Source organism: Roseateles violae (genome assembly GCF_030410485.1).
In the GTDB taxonomy this organism is placed as follows: domain Bacteria; phylum Pseudomonadota; class Gammaproteobacteria; order Burkholderiales; family Burkholderiaceae_C; genus Roseateles_D; species Roseateles_D violae.
Genome location: NZ_JAUHHC010000002.1, coordinates 615,713 through 630,983, shown reverse-complemented (window position 1 = coordinate 630,983; position 15,271 = coordinate 615,713). Strand labels below are relative to the sequence as shown.

At 67.5% G+C, this 15,271-nt stretch carries 16 protein-coding genes and 2 tRNA genes; 2 read left to right on the top strand and 16 right to left on the bottom strand.

The features are described from left to right. Positions 1 to 7 precede the first annotated feature (7 nt). The 8 genes from leuD to QWJ38_RS08395 all read right to left on the bottom strand — a co-directional run bounded on the left by leuD (position 8) and on the right by QWJ38_RS08395 (position 8,430). On the bottom strand, positions 8 to 634 hold the full coding sequence (gene leuD, locus QWJ38_RS08430) for a 3-isopropylmalate dehydratase small subunit (protein ID WP_290358604.1): 627 nt from the start codon (positions 632 to 634) through the stop codon (positions 8 to 10). Continuing rightward, positions 634 to 2,043, bottom strand: a complete 1,410-nt coding sequence (locus QWJ38_RS08425) for a 3-isopropylmalate dehydratase large subunit (RefSeq protein ID WP_290358603.1) — start codon at positions 2,041 to 2,043, stop codon at positions 634 to 636. Before QWJ38_RS08425 ends, leuD begins: the two co-directional genes overlap by 1 nt. Before the next feature lie 3 nt (positions 2,044 to 2,046). Beyond that, positions 2,047 to 3,252 carry a CaiB/BaiF CoA transferase family protein gene (locus tag QWJ38_RS08420; RefSeq protein WP_290358602.1) on the bottom strand — a complete coding sequence of 402 codons (1,206 nt, stop codon included), beginning with the start codon at positions 3,250 to 3,252 and terminating at the stop codon, positions 2,047 to 2,049. Next, positions 3,249 to 4,184: a hydroxymethylglutaryl-CoA lyase gene (locus QWJ38_RS08415; RefSeq protein ID WP_434063953.1), complete on the bottom strand. Its 936-nt coding sequence runs from the start codon at positions 4,182 to 4,184 to the stop codon at positions 3,249 to 3,251. Before QWJ38_RS08415 ends, QWJ38_RS08420 begins: the two co-directional genes overlap by 4 nt. A 15-nt stretch (positions 4,185 to 4,199) precedes the next feature. Continuing rightward, on the bottom strand, positions 4,200 to 5,264 hold the full coding sequence (locus QWJ38_RS08410; RefSeq protein ID WP_290358601.1) for a porin: 1,065 nt from the start codon (positions 5,262 to 5,264) through the stop codon (positions 4,200 to 4,202). 104 nt (positions 5,265 to 5,368) lie between these two features. Beyond that, entirely contained in the window at positions 5,369 to 6,583 is a 1,215-nt protein-coding gene (locus tag QWJ38_RS08405) for an FAD-dependent oxidoreductase (protein WP_290358600.1), read from the bottom strand. A gap of 71 nt (positions 6,584 to 6,654) precedes the next feature. Beyond that, positions 6,655 to 7,422 (bottom strand): maleate cis-trans isomerase family protein, encoded by a 768-nt coding sequence (locus QWJ38_RS08400; RefSeq protein ID WP_290358599.1) that lies wholly within the window; start codon positions 7,420 to 7,422, stop codon positions 6,655 to 6,657. 15 nt (positions 7,423 to 7,437) lie between these two features. Next, the gene (locus QWJ38_RS08395; RefSeq protein WP_290358598.1) at positions 7,438 to 8,430 is read right to left on the bottom strand and encodes a Bug family tripartite tricarboxylate transporter substrate binding protein; all 993 of its coding nucleotides are present in this window, start codon (positions 8,428 to 8,430) and stop codon (positions 7,438 to 7,440) included. A gap of 135 nt (positions 8,431 to 8,565) precedes the next feature. Here QWJ38_RS08395 and QWJ38_RS08390 point away from each other — a divergent pair, with 135 nt between their 5' ends. Next, on the top strand, positions 8,566 to 9,339 hold the full coding sequence (locus QWJ38_RS08390; protein WP_290358597.1) for a GntR family transcriptional regulator: 774 nt from the start codon (positions 8,566 to 8,568) through the stop codon (positions 9,337 to 9,339). Between the two features lie 7 nt (positions 9,340 to 9,346). Further along, positions 9,347 to 9,964, top strand: a complete 618-nt coding sequence (locus QWJ38_RS08385) for a cysteine hydrolase family protein (RefSeq protein ID WP_290358596.1) — start codon at positions 9,347 to 9,349, stop codon at positions 9,962 to 9,964. Here QWJ38_RS08385 and QWJ38_RS24065 read toward each other — a convergent pair. The 8 genes from QWJ38_RS24065 to QWJ38_RS08345 all read right to left on the bottom strand — a co-directional run bounded on the left by QWJ38_RS24065 (position 9,891) and on the right by QWJ38_RS08345 (position 15,205). After that, entirely contained in the window at positions 9,891 to 10,124 is a 234-nt protein-coding gene (locus tag QWJ38_RS24065) for a hypothetical protein (protein WP_434063960.1), read from the bottom strand. The two genes, QWJ38_RS08385 and QWJ38_RS24065, sit on opposite strands and share 74 nt — an antisense overlap. Positions 10,125 to 10,364: 240 nt before the next feature. Beyond that, a tRNA-His gene (locus QWJ38_RS08375) sits at positions 10,365 to 10,440 on the bottom strand. Positions 10,441 to 10,525: 85 nt separating this feature from the next. Beyond that, positions 10,526 to 12,430 carry a SurA N-terminal domain-containing protein gene (locus QWJ38_RS08370; protein WP_290358595.1) on the bottom strand — a complete coding sequence of 635 codons (1,905 nt, stop codon included), beginning with the start codon at positions 12,428 to 12,430 and terminating at the stop codon, positions 10,526 to 10,528. A 127-nt stretch (positions 12,431 to 12,557) separates the two neighbouring features. Next, a tRNA-Val gene (locus tag QWJ38_RS08365) sits at positions 12,558 to 12,633 on the bottom strand. 18 nt (positions 12,634 to 12,651) lie between these two features. Further along, on the bottom strand, positions 12,652 to 12,924 hold the full coding sequence (locus QWJ38_RS08360; RefSeq protein ID WP_290358594.1) for an HU family DNA-binding protein: 273 nt from the start codon (positions 12,922 to 12,924) through the stop codon (positions 12,652 to 12,654). A 176-nt stretch (positions 12,925 to 13,100) separates the two neighbouring features. Further along, the gene (locus QWJ38_RS08355) at positions 13,101 to 13,964 is read right to left on the bottom strand and encodes a DMT family transporter (RefSeq protein WP_290358593.1); all 864 of its coding nucleotides are present in this window, start codon (positions 13,962 to 13,964) and stop codon (positions 13,101 to 13,103) included. Continuing rightward, positions 13,964 to 14,530, bottom strand: coding sequence for a CDP-diacylglycerol--glycerol-3-phosphate 3-phosphatidyltransferase (pgsA, locus tag QWJ38_RS08350; protein ID WP_290358592.1), 567 nt, complete (start codon positions 14,528 to 14,530; stop codon positions 13,964 to 13,966). Before pgsA ends, QWJ38_RS08355 begins: the two co-directional genes overlap by 1 nt. A 123-nt stretch (positions 14,531 to 14,653) precedes the next feature. After that, complete coding sequence (locus QWJ38_RS08345; protein WP_290358591.1) at positions 14,654 to 15,205, bottom strand: hypothetical protein; 552 nt, start codon at positions 15,203 to 15,205, stop codon at positions 14,654 to 14,656. Positions 15,206 to 15,271 lie beyond the last annotated feature (66 nt).

The following is a 15,271-nucleotide window of genomic DNA, read 5'->3' as shown; positions in this document are numbered from 1 at the left end:
TCAAGACTCACAGAAACATCCAGGGTTCCCCGGAACGATGGTGGTCCTCGAAGGCCTGGATTTGCGCCGCATACTTCGCGCTCGTGCGATCGATCTGATCGAGACCCGATAGGAGCTGCTCCCGGTACTCGGAATCAAGCACGAATGGCCGCATCGTGCCGTCGGGCGCGGTGATCTGCAATCGCTCGAGGTCGACGCTCACTGTCCTCGACTGAGGATCGGCCGATACCGCTGAGGCTATCTGCGCCACCGCTGCAGCTTCTAGTGCCAAGGGGAGTACGCCGTTTCGCACGCAGTTTTCGAAGAAGATGGCGCCGAAGCTCGGGGCGATGATGACCTTGATGCCCCACTCGGAAAGCGCCCATACGGCGTGCTCCCGGGAGGAACCGCAGCCAAAATTGTGGCCCGCCAGCAGGATCGTCGTGCCCGCCTGGTTTGCGCGATTGAGCACGAACTCCGGGTTGGGTTGGCGACTTGCCACATCCGTGTAGCGCCAGTTCGCGAACAAGCCGTCGGCCAGGCCAGTCTTGCCGACCTGCTTCATTTCTCGGGACGGAATGATGGCGTCGGTGTCGACGTTGTCGCGCTGCAGCACTGCGACCACGCCGGTGTGTGCGGTGAAACGTCGCGTCATCAAAAGCTCCTGGGGTCGGCCAGGCAGCCGCTCAGTGCGGACGCTGCGACCGTGACCGGGCTGGCAAGATGGGTGCGCACCTGCGGGCCCTGGCGGCCTTCGAAGTTGCGGTTGGTCGTGCTCACGACGCGCTCAGCTCGGGCGAAGCTTTCGCCGCCGGCAAAGAAGCACATCGAGCAACCGGCCTCGCGCCATTCGAAGCCGGCGTCGGTGAAGACCCGGTCGAGCCCTTCCGCCTCGGCGGCGCGCTTGACCTGCGTCGAACCGGGCACGCAGATCGCGCGCACCTGAGGCGCCACGCGGCGGCCGCGCAGCAGGCTCGCGGCGGCGCGCAGATCGTCCAGCCGGCCGTTGGTGCAGGAGCCGATGAAGGCGGCCGTGATCGGCAGTCCGGCCAGCCGCTGCCCGGGTGTGAGCTCCATATAGGCAAGCGCACGGCCCGCCGCCTCGGCGCGGCTCGCGCTGCGCTGCGCGCTCGGCTCCGGCACCACCCCGTCGATCGCGGCCGCATGCTCCGGGCTTGTGCCCCAGCTGATCATCGGCGCCAGCCCCGACACGTCCAAGCTCCGCTCCACATCGAAACGCGCATCCGGATCGCTGCGCAGCCAGCGCCAACTCGCCAATGCCCGCTCCCACAGCGCGCCTTGCGGCGCGTAAGGCCGGCCCTTCAGGGCGGCGAAGACCTGCTCGTCGGGTGCGATCAGGGTGCCGAAGGCCGAATATTCGACGGCCATATTGCACAGCGTCTGACGACCGGCGAGATCCAGCGATTGCACGGCCTCGCCCTCGAATTCGATGACGCAGCGCTGCCCGCCATCGGCCCCATCACGGGCGATCAGCGCCAGCGCCATATCCTTGGCGCCGACGCCATGCGGGCGCTGGCCGGTGAAGCGCACCCGCATCGAGCGCGGCTTGCGCACCCGCAGCGCCTGGGTCGCCAGCGCATGCTCGGCCTCCGATGAGCCGATGCCCCAGGCCAGCGCTCCGAACGCGCCTTGAGTGCAGGTGTGGCTGTCCGGACAAACCAGCGTGGCACCGGGCAGCACGATGCCCTGCTCGGGCGAGATCACATGGACGATGCCCTGGCGCTCGTCGTCGAGGTCGAAGAGCTGGATGCCCGCACGCCGGGCCTCCTCGCGGGTGGTCCGGATGAACTCGCTGCCGCTGGGCACCAGCGTCATGTCGCTGCGGCCGGGAAAGGTGTCGACGATATGGTCTAAGGTGGCGAAGACCTGCCGCGGCGAGCGCACCGGCAGGCCGCGCTGCGACAGCGAGCGCAGGGCCACGCCGCCAGTGCGCTCGTGCAGCATGATGCGGTCGATGTAGAGCAGCGCGCTGCTGCCCTCGGCATCGAGGTCGGCGATGCGGTGGCTGGCCCAGATTTTGTCGAACAGCGATTGGCCGGGCATGACTCAGTCCTCCGCGCGCAGCACGCCCTGGTCCAGCAGCGCCCGCAATTCGGCCTCGCACAGCCCGGCGGCCCGCAGCTTCTCCAGGCCGCCCTCGCCGATCGCGGGCAGGTCGCGGCGCAGGCCGAAACGGCGGCTGTCCAGCTCGATCGGCAGGGCCGGCAGCTTGGTCGTCCCGCCACCGGGCAGGCTGAGCGGCACCAGTCCTCCGGCGGCATTCAGCTGCGGGTCGTCGAACAGCTGCTCCGGCCTGGCGACCGGTGCGAAGGGCAGGCCGATCTGCTCCAGCTGCGCCATCAGCTCGGCCTGGCTCAGCGCGCGGAAGCGCTCGGCGATCAGCGGAAGAATGCGCTCGCGCTGGCGCACGCGATCGTTGTTGCGGTCCAGCGTCGGGTCCGCCGCGAGATCGTCCAGCCGGAAGGCCTTGCAGAAGCCGCGCCATTGCGTGTCGCTGACCACCGCGACAAAAACCTTTTCGCCGTCGCCGGTCTGGAACACGTCGTAGACCGCCCATGCCGACTGGCGCTGCGACATCGGCGGCGCCGGCTTGCCGGTGACGGCGTACTGCGCCATATGCTGGCCGACGAGGAAGGCCGTCGTCTCGTACAGCGAGGTGGTGACCCGCTGGCCGCGCCCGCTGCGGTGGCGCTGCTCCAGCGCCGCCAGGATGCCGATGACGCCAAACATCGCGCCGGTGACGTCGATCACCGAGGCGCCGGCGCGCATCGGCTTGTCCGGCAGCCCGGTCATATAGGCCAGGCCGCCCATCATCTGCGCCACCTCGTCGAGCGCCGTCCGGTGCGCGTAGGGGCCCGACAGAAAGCCCTTGCCCGAGCAGTAGATCAGCCGCGGGTTGCGCTCGGCCAGCGCCTCGTAGCCGAAGCCGAGACCGTCCATCGCGCCCTGGCGGAAGTTCTCGATCACGATGTCGGCCGTTTCTATCAGGCGCAGCGCCGCATCGCGGCCGGCCGGCGTCTTCACATCGAGCGCCAGGCTGGCCTTGTTGCGGTTGTACATCGGGAAATAGCCGGCGCCCGAGCCGCCCAGGCGGCGCGTGTTGTCGCCTTCCAGCGGCTCGATCTTCACGACCTCCGCGCCGAGGTCCGCCAGGATCAGGCCGATGCTGGGGCCCATCACCATGTGCGTGAACTCGACGACGGTCAGGCCCGCCAGCGGCAGGGAGGAGCTAGTTTGGGATTGCTGCTTCATGTCTGAACGAAAGTCTTGGGCAGTCCGGCGAGCGGCACCATGCCGTAAAGCGGTTCTGCCGGCAGCGCGGCGGCCAGCACGGCGCGCGCGGCCAGCAGGCCGGCGAAATCGATGCCGGTGTCCAGGCCCATGGCCTCGAGCATGAACACCAGGTCTTCGGTGACGATATTGCCGCTGGCCCCGGGCGCAAAGGGGCAGCCGCCCAGGCCCCCTTGCGAAGCGTCCAGCGTCGTGATGCCCAGGTCCAGCGCGGCCAGCGCGTTCGCCAGGCCCAGGCCGCGGGTGTTGTGCAGATGGATGCCCTTGAGCCGCTCGCGGCCCACGGCCGCCCACACGGCGCGCAGCAGCGAGCGCACCTGCGCCGGGTCGGCATAGCCGGTGGTGTCCGACAGGCCCACTTCGTCGCAACCGGCGGCGATCAGGGCCTCGGCCAGCTCGACAACGCGGCGGGGCGGCACCAGCCCCTCGAGCGTGCAGCCGAATGCCGTCGACAAGCCGCCCTCGAAGTGCGGGCGCTGCGACGGCGGCAGGCTGCCCAGCAGACGGGCGATCGCGCGCACCTCGTCGAGCATCTGCGCATGTGTGCGCCTCACGTTCTTCAGGCTGTGCGTTTCGCTGCAGGACAGCGGAATGGTCACCTTGTGGGCGCCGGCGGTCACGGCCGCCTCGGCGCCGCGCAGATTGGGAACCAGCACGGCCACCGTCAGGCCGGGCAGCGTGCGGGCATGCTCGACCAGCTCGCGCGTGTCGGCCAGCTGCGGCAGCACGGCCGCCGGCACGAAGGAGCCGACCTCGATCTCGCGCAGGCCGGCGTCGTAGAGCGCGCTGATCCAGCGCTTCTTGGCGTCGGTGGGCATCACGCTGGCGATGCTCTGCAGGCCGTCGCGCGGACCGACCTCGCTGACCGTGATGCGCGTCGTCTTCATCGTCATGCCCCCCCGATCGGCTTAGAAGTTGTGCGACACGCCCAGGGTCAGGCCGGTGGCCTTGTCCCGGTTGCCCGCGCCCTGGTAGCCATCGCGCCAGCGGGTGTGGTCGAACTCGGCATAGACCATGGTGCGACGCGAGAGCGGGTAGTCGAGGAAGGCGATGCCGCGCAGGAAGCCATCGTCCTTCTGCGCGCTGCGCTTGCGCTCGACGTCGTAGGCGCTCAGCGTCAGTTCCAGCCCCCCGGGCAGCGGCGCCGTCACGCCCAGCGAGGCGGTGCGGTATTCGGCGGTGGTCGTGGCCGTCAGATCCGCCTTGCTGCCCGCGTAGCTTCCCCTGATCTGTCCCCAGGAGAAGGAGTAGGCCGCGCCGGCGATGTAGGCATCGAGTTCGCGCCGCTGGTTGGCCTGCAGATTCATATAGGCCGCCTGCGCGGAGAAGGCGCCGGAGCGGTAGCCGGCGCCCAGACCCTTGCTGCTGTTGTTGTCGCCGGAGCCTTCGCCAAAGCCGTACATCGCCTTCAGCGACCAGGCACCGAGATCCAGCGCGTATTTCACCGAGTTGTCCAGCCGGTAGGAGCCCGTGGTGGAACCGGTCGAACCGAACTCCAGCCCGTGGCCATGCGCCGACAGCGAGGCGAACTGCACGTTCGGGTTGTAGCCGGCGTAGCGGATGTTCAGCGGGTCTATCGCGCCCAGCGTGTCGGCCATCAGATTGGTCTGCCGGCCCAGGGTCAGGGTGCCCCACGAAGCCTTGGTGCCGACATAGCTGGCGCGGTCCCAGAACTTGACCGCGTCGGCCTGCACGCCGGTGTCCAGGTTCAGGCCATGCTCGAAGTTGAAGATGGCGCTGAGACCGTCGCCGAGGTCCTCGCTGCCGCGGAATCCCAGGCGCGAGGTGCGACTCACGCCGCTGGCCAGGCCGCTGGTGCTGTCCGCGATCGGCCGGTTCCGGCTGTCCAGGCCCTGGCCGTAGCGCGCGCCGGCATCGACGATGCCGTAGACCGTGATGGACGATTGCTGCGCGTTCGCAGCGCCAAAGGAACTGGCCAGGACGGCGGCGATCAAGCCGATTTTGAAACGCATCGATGTCTCCTCAGTGTTTTGATGGATGGGTCGTCGTCGGGAAAGCAGCGCGACACGGGACCTGCCCGCACTGGGGCATGGCGCCGGATAGCGGATTCAGGGGGTCAGCGGATTGCCTCGGCCTCGCGAAGGCCGGCGATCATCGAGGTCTCGAGCAGGTACTCGGTCGCCAGCGCGCGGTCGCCGGCCTTGCGCTGCAGCTCCGCCAGCGAAGCGCGCCGCTTTTCGGGGTCGCGTTCCTGCATGCGCGCCCGGTTGCGACCGGACTGCTGCAGCACATGCTTCATCGCAATGGGGCGGCGCTGTCGCTCGTAGAGCTGCAGCAGCTCCGGCGATTCGCCGGCATAGATGCGCGCCAGCTTGTCGGTCAGGTTGAAGGCGTCGTGGATGCCGCCATTCATGCCCATGCCGCCGCTGGGACTGTTGATGTGGGCGGCGTCGCCGGCCAGCACTACCCGCCCATGCACATAGTTCTTCACGACACGCTGATGGATGCGGTAGGGACGCACCTCCAGCACCTCGTAGGGCTGCTCGCGCGGATAGATCGCCTGCAGCTTGGTCAGCACGGAGGCCTTCGAGGCGGCCTGCTCGTCCGACTCGCCCTCGCTCGCGTAGAGGCTCACGCGCCACAGCTGGGGCAGGCGCAGCAGGCTGAAGGTGCCGCCGTCCGTCCAGCAGTAGTTGATATAGGACAGATTCGGGAGGTGATCGTGGAAGCGGAACGTGGTGGTGGCCAGCACGGTCGTTTCGGGAAAGGTCAGCCCTTCGAACTCAAGGCCGAGCTCCGCGCGCACGACGCTGCGCGCGCCGTCCGCCGCGATCAGATAGTCGCCCTTGAGCACGACCGGCTCGCCGTTGGCATCGACCGCCTGCGCCTCCACCCCGTCCTCGTCCTGCCGCAGTGACAGCAGGCGGTGACCGCGCAGCACCTCGATGCCGGGCAGCTTCTGCTCGATATGTTCCAGCAGAAACTCGGCCAGCTTCCATTGCTCGCACTGCAGCCGGTAGGGATGGGCGCTGTGATCCTTGAGGATGGACACGTCGAACTCCGCGTATTCGCCGCTCTGGTGCATGCGCACCTGCCAGGTCGGCGCCACCAGGCCCGCCGCGATCAGGCGCGGCGTAATGCCGTAGGCGTCCAGCATGTCCAGCGTCGGCGGGTGGAAGGTAGAGGCGCGCAGATCGCGCGGCACCTCGGCGTTCGATTCCAGCACCACGGCCTCGATGCCGAAATGACCGAGCCGCATGGCGGCCGTCAGACCCACCGGTCCGCCCCCGACGATGATGACGCGCCGTTTCCGGGAATATTGCATGCTCATGGATGTAGAGATGATTGGCTGTCCCGACCCTGGGACATGTAAGAGGTCGACGAGACTTCCGCTGGGGCGGATCAGTCTTCGACGGCGGAATGCAGGCGCTGCGCCCAGTGCGTGCCCTTGAGCCAGCCGTCGATCGGGAAGCGCCCGGGCTCGATCAGCTCCACCGCCTTCCAGGCCAGGCACAACATGCAAGAGAGCACCGGCACCTGACCGGGCCGCCGGTTGGCCTGCAGCAGCGGGCCCAGCGTGGGCATGCCGGTGCCTAGCATCACCACCGCGTCGATGCCCTCGAGCGGCGCCAGCCGCTCCAGCAGTTGCCCGGCGGCCTGTGCCCGCAGCGAGTAGATCGGGTGGAACTGCGCATGATCGAGCGCCGAAGAGACCTCGGCAACGACGCTCAGCCCGCGCGACTCCCAGTAGCCGACGCTGGCCTCGGTGAGGGCTTTCGGATAGGGCGTGGCCAGGGCGATGCGCCGCGCGCCCATCCGGGACAGGCAGTCGACGACCGCGCTTGCGGCGGTGAAGGCCGGCACACCGCGCAGGGCCGACAGCCGTGCCAGCAGCCGGTCCTCTTCCTCGGCCCCGGCCAGATAGGAGGCGCCGGTGCAGCCCAGGGCCAGCGCCTGGATCGGCGCATTGGCGAACTGCTCCGTCGTGCGGTCGGCGATGCGCAGATAGTCCAGCAGTCGCTCCTCGATGGTCTTCTGCGCGCTGACCAGTCGGGCGTTGATGTGGGCGTAGCCGGGGGGCATCATGATCGAGAACTCGGGCTCGACCGTGGTGTTGGCCTGCGGGGTCAGCAGTCCGATCAGCCCGCGCGATGCGTATTCAACACTCATATCGCGTCCCCTCGCTCAGTCAAGGCTGATGTTGGCTGTGCGGATCACCGGCGTCCACTTGGCGACTTCCTGGCGCAGGAATTTCTCGAACTCCACCGGCCCCAGCGCGGCGGGCGTCAGCCCGGCCTCGTGCAGCTGCGATCGCAGCTCCGGCGCGCGCAGCACGCGCTCGAGTTCGGCCCGCAGGCGCTCGACGATCGCAGGCGGCGTCTTGGCCGGGACCGACACGCCGAACCAGGCGTCGCCCACCGCGCCGGGCACCACCTCCTGCATGGCCGGCACGTCGGGGAAGTCGCTCAGCCGCTTGGAACTGCTGACGCCCAGTGCCCGCAGCTTGCCCGAGCGGATGTGCGGCGCCGCCACCGCCGGGCTGGTCAGCATCGCGTCGATCGTGCCGCCCAGCAGGTCGTTCATGGCCGGGCCCGTGCCCTTGTAGGGCACATGCACCATCGGCACCTTCGCCAGCTGCTGCAGCAGCTCGCCGGCCAGATAGCCCGCCGAGCCGACGCCGGCCGAGCCCCAGCTGACGCCGTTGCGCTCCTTGCGCGCCCGGGCCAGGAAGTCCTGCAGCGACTTGGCCGGACTCTCCGTCCGCACGACCAGCATGTTCGGGAAGGTGCCGATCAGGAAGACATGGACGAAGTCCTCCAGCGGCTTGTAGGGCATGCGCTGCCCCAAAAGCGGACCAGTCGTGACGGCGGCGCCATTGGTGATGGTGAGGGTGTAGCCATCGGCCGGCGCCTTGGCGCCGGCGTCGGTCCCCGTGATAGAACCCGCGCCCCCGCGGTTTTCGATGATGACCGGCTGGCCCAGCCGTTCGCCGAGCTTGGCCCCGACGACGCGGGCCACCACATCGGCCGTGCCGCCCGCCGCAAACGGCACGATCAGCCGCACCGGTCGCGAGGGGTAGGCCTCCTGGGCGAGAGCGCCCTGAGCTGCCAGCACAGCCGCGCAGCCGAGAACGAAAGCACGCTGCAGGCGAGCGAGCGAACGGGTGAGTTTCATCATGCTCCAATAGTCTTTGGTATCAGGCTTGCCGCACCCCGGCATCGAGCCCTGGTGCGCATCATCAGCGCGCCTGAAAATCTGCGAAACCGTATTTGTACTTATGATAGGACAATAGTACATGTTGACAATCGCGCCATGAAGGAGTTCATGCCACTCCCCAAATACCACCGGGTCTATCTGGTGCTCAAACAGCGGCTTGCCGAAGGCCTGTACGACGCGGCCGTGCCCGGAGAGATCGAGCTGATGGAAGAGTTCGCGGTGTCGCGGGCCACCATTCGCAAGGCGCTGGGCACCCTGTCGGACGAGGGCCTGATCGAGCGTTCGGCCGGGCGCGGGACACGGCGAATCCCGCCTTCGCCGACATCGCAGGCCGCAGGCCAGCCTCACGGCCTGCTCGACAGTCTGGTCGCCCTGCACCACGAGACGACGGTGCAGGTGCTGGAGCATGAACTGATCGCGGCGACCGATCCCGTGGCCAGGGCGCTGCGACTGACCGCGGGCGCCGAGGTGCTGCGCACCGCGCGCGTGCGTAGCACGCGCGACGGGCCTGTCTCGTACATCGTGGCCTGGGTTCCGGCGGCCCATTCGCGCGGCTTGACGCGCCGTCAGCTCGAGCGCAAGCCGCTGTTGTCGCTGCTGGAGGAGAGCGGCCTGACGATCACGCGCGCCAGCCAGACGGTCTCCGCCCGGCAAGCCGACAGCGAGGTTGCCCGCCACCTCGGCGTGCCGGTGGGCTCGGCGCTGCTGGCCGTGAGCCGCGTGCTGTTCGACGGCGACGACAAACCGGTGCAGTGGCTGCAGGGCCTTTATAGACCGGACCGATACGAATACGAAATGCAACTGTCCCGATCCAAGGACGAGAACATGACCCGCGTGTGGATCGGCAAGGAACTGTCGACCCTTATTTGACGAGAAGATGAACCGGATTCCCAACCCCCGCCATAGCGCCCTGCTGATCGTCGATCTGCAGAACGACTTTCTCGCACCGGATGGCGCCTACGCGCGCGGCGGGGCGGTGTCCGCAGCGGCCCTGCAATTGCCGCAGCGCGTCGCGCCCGTGGCGCAGGCTTTCAAGCAGGCCGGCGGACTGGTTGTCTGCAGCCGCTTCACGCTGTGGCCAAACGCGCGCGGGGAGCCGATGGTTTCCAGCCATTTGAAGGCGCTGCGTCCATTTCTGAAGCGTGGCGATTTCTCGCCGGGGAGTTCAGGCCATGCGGTGGTTCCACCACTCGAACCTCATGTCGATGTGTCCGTCGACAAGGTGGCCTATTCGGCGTTCTTCAACACCCAGCTTGAGTGGGTGCTGCGCCGTGCTGGTGTCGAAGCCGTCTTTGTTTGCGGGATCGTCACCAACGGCGGAGTCGCCAGCACCGTGCGGGATGCCCATGCGCGAGATTTCGACACGTACGTGCTCTGCGATGGTTGCGCGGCGTTCAACGATGACGCGCATCGTGCAGCGCTCAAAGACATTGAAACGGTAGCTGCGGTAATACGCTGCACCGATGCGACAGACATGATGCACTGCAGCGGATGAGATCAGCGGCGGCACCGCCTGCATGCGAGAAAGAGGCGCACTCGATAGCCTCGTCGAACGGCCGGTTGTGGCGGCGGTTGTACTTGGCCATCCGGTCCGATCGACACGGCGAGCCAGTCTTGATTTGCGTGGCAGCCGTGCAAGCACTCAAGTCGGCAATCGGGGTTACCGCTTCAGAAACCGCCGATCACGTGCCGCGCCTCGCGTGCTTCCGGCAATGGGCGCAACGGCCACACATGAATCATTCCGGCGGGCTGTCGCGTGGAACTGCACCTAGCCGCCACATGCGACGCGCTACCGCAAACTCAAGGGGCTGCGAGGCTGGAAGCTTCTTTTATGCCAGAGCTATGCCCGAAAACAGAATCAGGCGCCTAGGCGCCTGATTCTTAAGGGGATTTGTTGGGGTGGCTGATGGGACTCGAACCCACGACAACAGGAATCACAATCCTGGACTCTACCAACTGAGCTACAACCACCGCAGAGCCTACGATTATAGACCGCTTTTAGCGGCCTAGAACCAAACAGTTCAAATTTTATTCACGACGCCGTTCGGCCACGCGATCAGGGCGCCGAGGCGGCGGCGGCCGGCGCCTTGATCACCGCCTTGTAATGGGTCTTCAGCGCATCGTAATAGGCGCGTGCCTCGGCATTGCTCCAGGCCTGCGCGTATTGCTGGGCCATGCGCTGCGCGTCGACGACGGCCGGGTCGCGCGGCAGCAGCTTGTCGATGCGGGCGACGACATAGACGCCCTCGCCGCTGTCGATGCCGACGAAGGCCGGCAGCTTGCTCGCGTCGGCCGCGAGGATACCCTCGAGCACCTTGCGCGATAGCTGCTCCGGCTTGGCGCGCGAGATGACGATGGGCGCCGCGAGGCCGGCGCCGTCGCCGCCCTTCTGCAATTGCGCCAGGCGCTCCTGGCCGGCCTTGACGGCCTGCGCGATCGCCAGCTTGCGCACCAGCTGTTCGCGCACCTTGGGCTTCACATCGGCCAGCGGCTGCTGACGCGCCGGGTTGTACTGGACAACATGGGCAGCCGTCATCTGGCTGGGCGCCGTCTCGACCGTCTCGGTATTGCGCTTGTTGCGCAGCGAGTCGTTGCTGAACACGGCTTCGAGCAGCTTGGGCGAGGCCAGCGGGCCGGTCGCGCCGGGGGCCGGCGTGCGCTGCACGGTGGCGGTCTGGATGGTCAGCTTGAGCTTGTCCGCGGCCGGCTGCAGGCTGTCCGCCTGTTCGTAGACGGTGTTGCTGAACTGCTCGGCGACCTCTGAGAAGCGCTTCTGCGCCAGTTGCTTGCGCACCTCGCTCTCGATGTCGGCACGCACCGCCTCGAAGCTCTTCTTGTCACCGCCACGCTGGCCGGTCAGCTGGATGATGTGGTAGCCGAAGTCGGACTCCACCACATTGCTGATCTCGCCCGGCTTCAGCGCATAGGCGGCGTCCTCGAAGGGCTTGACCATCGCGCCACGGCCGAAGAAATCGAGGTCACCGCCATTGACGGCGGAGCCCTCGTCCTGCGAATTCTTCTTGGCCAGCTCGGCGAAACCGGCCGGGTTCTTGCGGGCCTGGGCCAGCAGCTCTTCGGCGCGGGCCTTGGCCTTGGCGCGCTCGGCGGCCGGGGCGTCCTTGTCGGCCTTGATCAGGATGTGGCTGGCACGGCGCTCCTCCGCGACCGCGTAGCGCGAGGCGTTCTCCTGGTAGTACTTGCGCAGATCGTCCTCGTTGACGGCGACGTCCTTCTTCAGCGCATCCAGGTCCAGCACCAGATACTGGATCTGCGCGTTCTCGGGGAGCATGAACTGGGCCGCATTGGCGGCATCCTTGTAGAAGGCCTCGATCTCGGCGTCGCTGGGCTCGATCTTCGTGGCGAAGTCCTTGGCCTCGAAGCGCTGCAACTGCACCTCGCGCTGCTGCAGCAGGGCGTCGAAGGCCACGCCGGCATTGGCCAGCGAGGCCGGCGCGGTGCCGGCGACGCCGGCGACGACCTGGCGCAGGCTCAGGTCCTGGCGCAGGCGCTCGACAAACATCTGCGAGCTCATGCCCTGAGCCGCCAGCAGGCCCTTGTTGACGCTGCCGTCGGGATTGCGCAGGAAGGCGAATTGCGGATCGCGCTGGAACATCGCCTGCAGGCGCTCGTCGCTGATATTGAAGTGCTGCTTGCTGGCCGCCGCCTGCATCACGCGGTCGCGCACAAGCGCGTCGAGTGCCTCGCGCTTGACCTCGGGCGCATCGAACAGCTTCGGATCCAGATTGGGCATCTGGCGGCGCGCGCGCTCGATCTGGTCGCGGTGCGCGGCATCCCATTCGGCCTGCGTGATCTTGCGGCCGTCGACGCTGGCCACGCCCGAGTTGGCGCCATCCATGAAGCTGGTGTAGCCCTGCATGCCGACAAGGGCGAAGGACGGCAGGATCAGGATCAGCAGGATGAACTGAAACAGGCGCGTGTGCTTACGGACGAAATCAAACATCGATCGAAACCTCGAACAGGCATGCATTCATGCAAACACGACAAAGGCGAACCATGGTTCGCCTTTGCGTGGGTTGGCATTGTAGCCAGAGCCCACGACCAGGCCGTCTGGGGCCTGGAATCAGGGCTGGTGGGTGCTAACGGGCTCGAACCGCTGACATGCTGCGTGTAAGGCAGCTGCTCTACCAACTGAGCTAAGCACCCGGGAGATGAAAGAACTGATCAGTTCACCGCGTCCTTGAGCGCCTTGCCGGGACGGAACTTCGGCACCTTGGCCGACTTGATCTTGATCGTGTCGCCGGTGCGCGGGTTGCGACCGGCGCGGGCGGCGCGTTTGGTGACGCTGAACGTGCCGAAGCCTACCAGAGAAACACTGCCATTCTTCTTCAGCGTCGTCTTGACGCCGCCGATCACCGCCTCCAGGGCGCGGCCAGCCGCCGCCTTGGAAATGTCGGCCTGCTTGGCGATGTGCTCGATCAGTTCGGACTTGTTCACTGAGTTTTCCCCTCAAAAGGTTTGCTGGTGCCGGGTGACGCAGCGATCACCGCGGATGAATTCCATGCTCCGCCGGAACAAGCGGGGAAGCGGATTCTATGCGCTTTCGCCAGGGGCCCTGAGACGGGAAAAGTCCTGATACAAAACGCGCCGCCGCGGCCGATTCCGCCCGGGTTTCAGGGCTTGCGCAGCACCCAGAAAACACCCAGCGCGCTGAGGCCCATGCCCAGCCAGACCTGGGCGCCGACGCCCTCGTCGAACAGCGCCCAAGCCAGCAGCGCGGCACAGGGCGGGGTCAGGTACATCAGGCTGGCGACGCGGGTGGCCGCGCCCTGCTGCAGCAGCAGATAGAGCAGCGAGCTGCCGCCCAGCGTCAGCGCGAGCACCGACCAGGCCAGCGCGATGGCCAGCTCCGGGCCCCAGTCCAGCGGCTCCTGTTCCAGCGGCGCCAGGGCCGCGCTGAGCGCGGTCGCGGCCAGCAGTTGGATCAGCATCGCCGTGCGCGCATCGCACGGCCCGACGAAGCGCTTCTGGTGCAGCGAGCCGATGCTGATCGCCAGCAGCGCGGCGATGCCCAGGCTCAGATTCAGCGCGCCGAGTTCGCCCTGCCCCAGCTTGCGGCCGACGACCAGCAGCAGGCCGGCCAGGCCCAGCAGCAAGCCCAGCCATTGCAGGCCGCGCAGGCGCTCGGCGCCGCGGCCGTGCAGCCAGACGGCGGTCAGCAGCGGCTGCAGGCCGGCGATCAGGGCCATCGTGCCAGCACCCATGCCCTGCTTGACGGCGGCCCAGCCGCAGATCAGGTACAGCGCGTGGGTCAGCAGGCCCAGCACGATCAGATGCGCCCATTGGCGCGGCGTGTCCGGCCAGGCCGCGCCCGAGCCCAGCACCCACAGGCCGAAGCAGGCGCTGGACAGCGCGAAACGGATCGCGAGGAAGGTGATCGGCGGCGCATGCGGCATGCCCAGCCGCGCGACGACAAAGCCGGTGCACCAGATCGCGACGAACAGCGCCGGCATCGCCGCGACCCAGCGCGCGGGCATCACTTGGCCTTGGCGCGAATCTCGGGCAGCGCTTTTTGCAGGTAGTAGACCATCGACCAGATCGTCAGCACGACGGCCGCATAGATCAGCCAGGTGCCCCACAAGCGCGTAGAGATCAGGCCGAACAGCAGGCCGTCATAGAGCAGAAAGGGGATCGCCACCATCTGCACCGTGGTCTTCAGCTTGCCGACCATGTGCACGGCGACGCTGCGGGAGGCGCCGATCTGGGCCATCCATTCGCGCAGGGCCGAGATCGTGATCTCGCGCCCGACGATGACCAGGGCGACCAGCGCATTGACGCGCTGCAGTTCCAGCAGCACCAGCAGGGCCGCGCAGACCAGGATCTTGTCTGCCACCGGATCGAGGAAGGCGCCGAAGGCCGAGGTCTGGTTCAGCTTGCGGGCCAGATAGCCATCGAGCCAGTCGGTCAGCGCGACCAGCACGAAGAGCACGGTCGCGAACAGGTTCTGGTGCGCCGCCGTGATGTCGAGGTAATAGACGCCGACGATCAGCGGAATGGCCACGATGCGGGCCCAGGTCAGCAATGTTGGCAGCGTGAAGAACATGGCCGGCATTGTGCCCAACAACGGGGCATCGCCCGGTGGCGGGCGGCCGACGGCGCTGCGAATAGCGGCGAGTTGTCTCTTAAAGGTTGCAGCGAGGGTCGGAATATGCCCTGGCCGCGGGCCTCAATCGAGCGTGCGCGGCTTGAAGCGGCGCTCGTCATCGAACAGGAAGACCTCGCTGAACTTCCAGGGCTTGGGCATGCGGCTGATGTCGCCGAAGGGCGCGGCGCGGTGCACCGCGTCGATCGCCAGCTGCACCGTGTCCTGCGCCTGGCCGGGCTTGCGCAGCACATGGATGTCGCGCACGCTGCCGTCACTGCGCAGCTCGATCTCGAGCACCGGGATCGCCAGCAGCACCGGCGGCGGATCGCTCATATAAGTGCCGTCCGGATTGGCCGCGACCAGGCGCAGCGCCGCCTGCCGGCGCAGCTCATCATGCGTGCGCACCGGCTGCGGAGCGGCCAGCTGCGGCCGCGACGATGCCGGCGCCGTCTGCTGCGGTGCGCGGCGCGACTCGCCGCCGGACGGCGAGGACTCGACCCGCGTCGGTTCGACCGGCGCCGGCGGGGCCGGCCGGGAGGCCGGGCCGTTCGAGCAGCCGGCCAGCAGCGCCAGCAGCCCCAGGCTCAGCGAGACGCCCTTGTAGCGCCGACGCCAGCAATCAATGCACGACACGATAGATTTCCTTTGCCAATTTCCTGCTCCGCAACCCGGTGCTGCAGGCGGTAGATTTTCGCAGCC

Coding starts and splice junctions, on each gene's coding strand:
- QWJ38_RS08390 (WP_290358597.1), top strand. CDS start 8,566: ATGAAGGAGTTCATGCCACTCCCCAAATACCACCGGGTCTATCTGGTG.
- QWJ38_RS08395 (WP_290358598.1), bottom strand. CDS start 8,430: ATGATGAAACTCACCCGTTCGCTCGCTCGCCTGCAGCGTGCTTTCGTT.
- QWJ38_RS08355 (WP_290358593.1), bottom strand. CDS start 13,964: ATGCCCGCGCGCTGGGTCGCGGCGATGCCGGCGCTGTTCGTCGCGATC.
- QWJ38_RS08410 (WP_290358601.1), bottom strand. CDS start 5,264: ATGCGTTTCAAAATCGGCTTGATCGCCGCCGTCCTGGCCAGTTCCTTT.
- QWJ38_RS08425 (WP_290358603.1), bottom strand. CDS start 2,043: ATGCCCGGCCAATCGCTGTTCGACAAAATCTGGGCCAGCCACCGCATC.
- QWJ38_RS08420 (WP_290358602.1), bottom strand. CDS start 3,252: ATGAAGCAGCAATCCCAAACTAGCTCCTCCCTGCCGCTGGCGGGCCTG.
- QWJ38_RS08415 (WP_434063953.1), bottom strand. CDS start 4,184: ATGACGATGAAGACGACGCGCATCACGGTCAGCGAGGTCGGTCCGCGC.
- QWJ38_RS08405 (WP_290358600.1), bottom strand. CDS start 6,583: ATGAGCATGCAATATTCCCGGAAACGGCGCGTCATCATCGTCGGGGGC.
- QWJ38_RS08370 (WP_290358595.1), bottom strand. CDS start 12,430: ATGTTTGATTTCGTCCGTAAGCACACGCGCCTGTTTCAGTTCATCCTG.
- leuD (WP_290358604.1), bottom strand. CDS start 634: ATGACGCGACGTTTCACCGCACACACCGGCGTGGTCGCAGTGCTGCAG.
- QWJ38_RS08400 (WP_290358599.1), bottom strand. CDS start 7,422: ATGAGTGTTGAATACGCATCGCGCGGGCTGATCGGACTGCTGACCCCG.
- QWJ38_RS08385 (WP_290358596.1), top strand. CDS start 9,347: ATGAACCGGATTCCCAACCCCCGCCATAGCGCCCTGCTGATCGTCGAT.
- pgsA (WP_290358592.1), bottom strand. CDS start 14,530: ATGTTCTTCACGCTGCCAACATTGCTGACCTGGGCCCGCATCGTGGCC.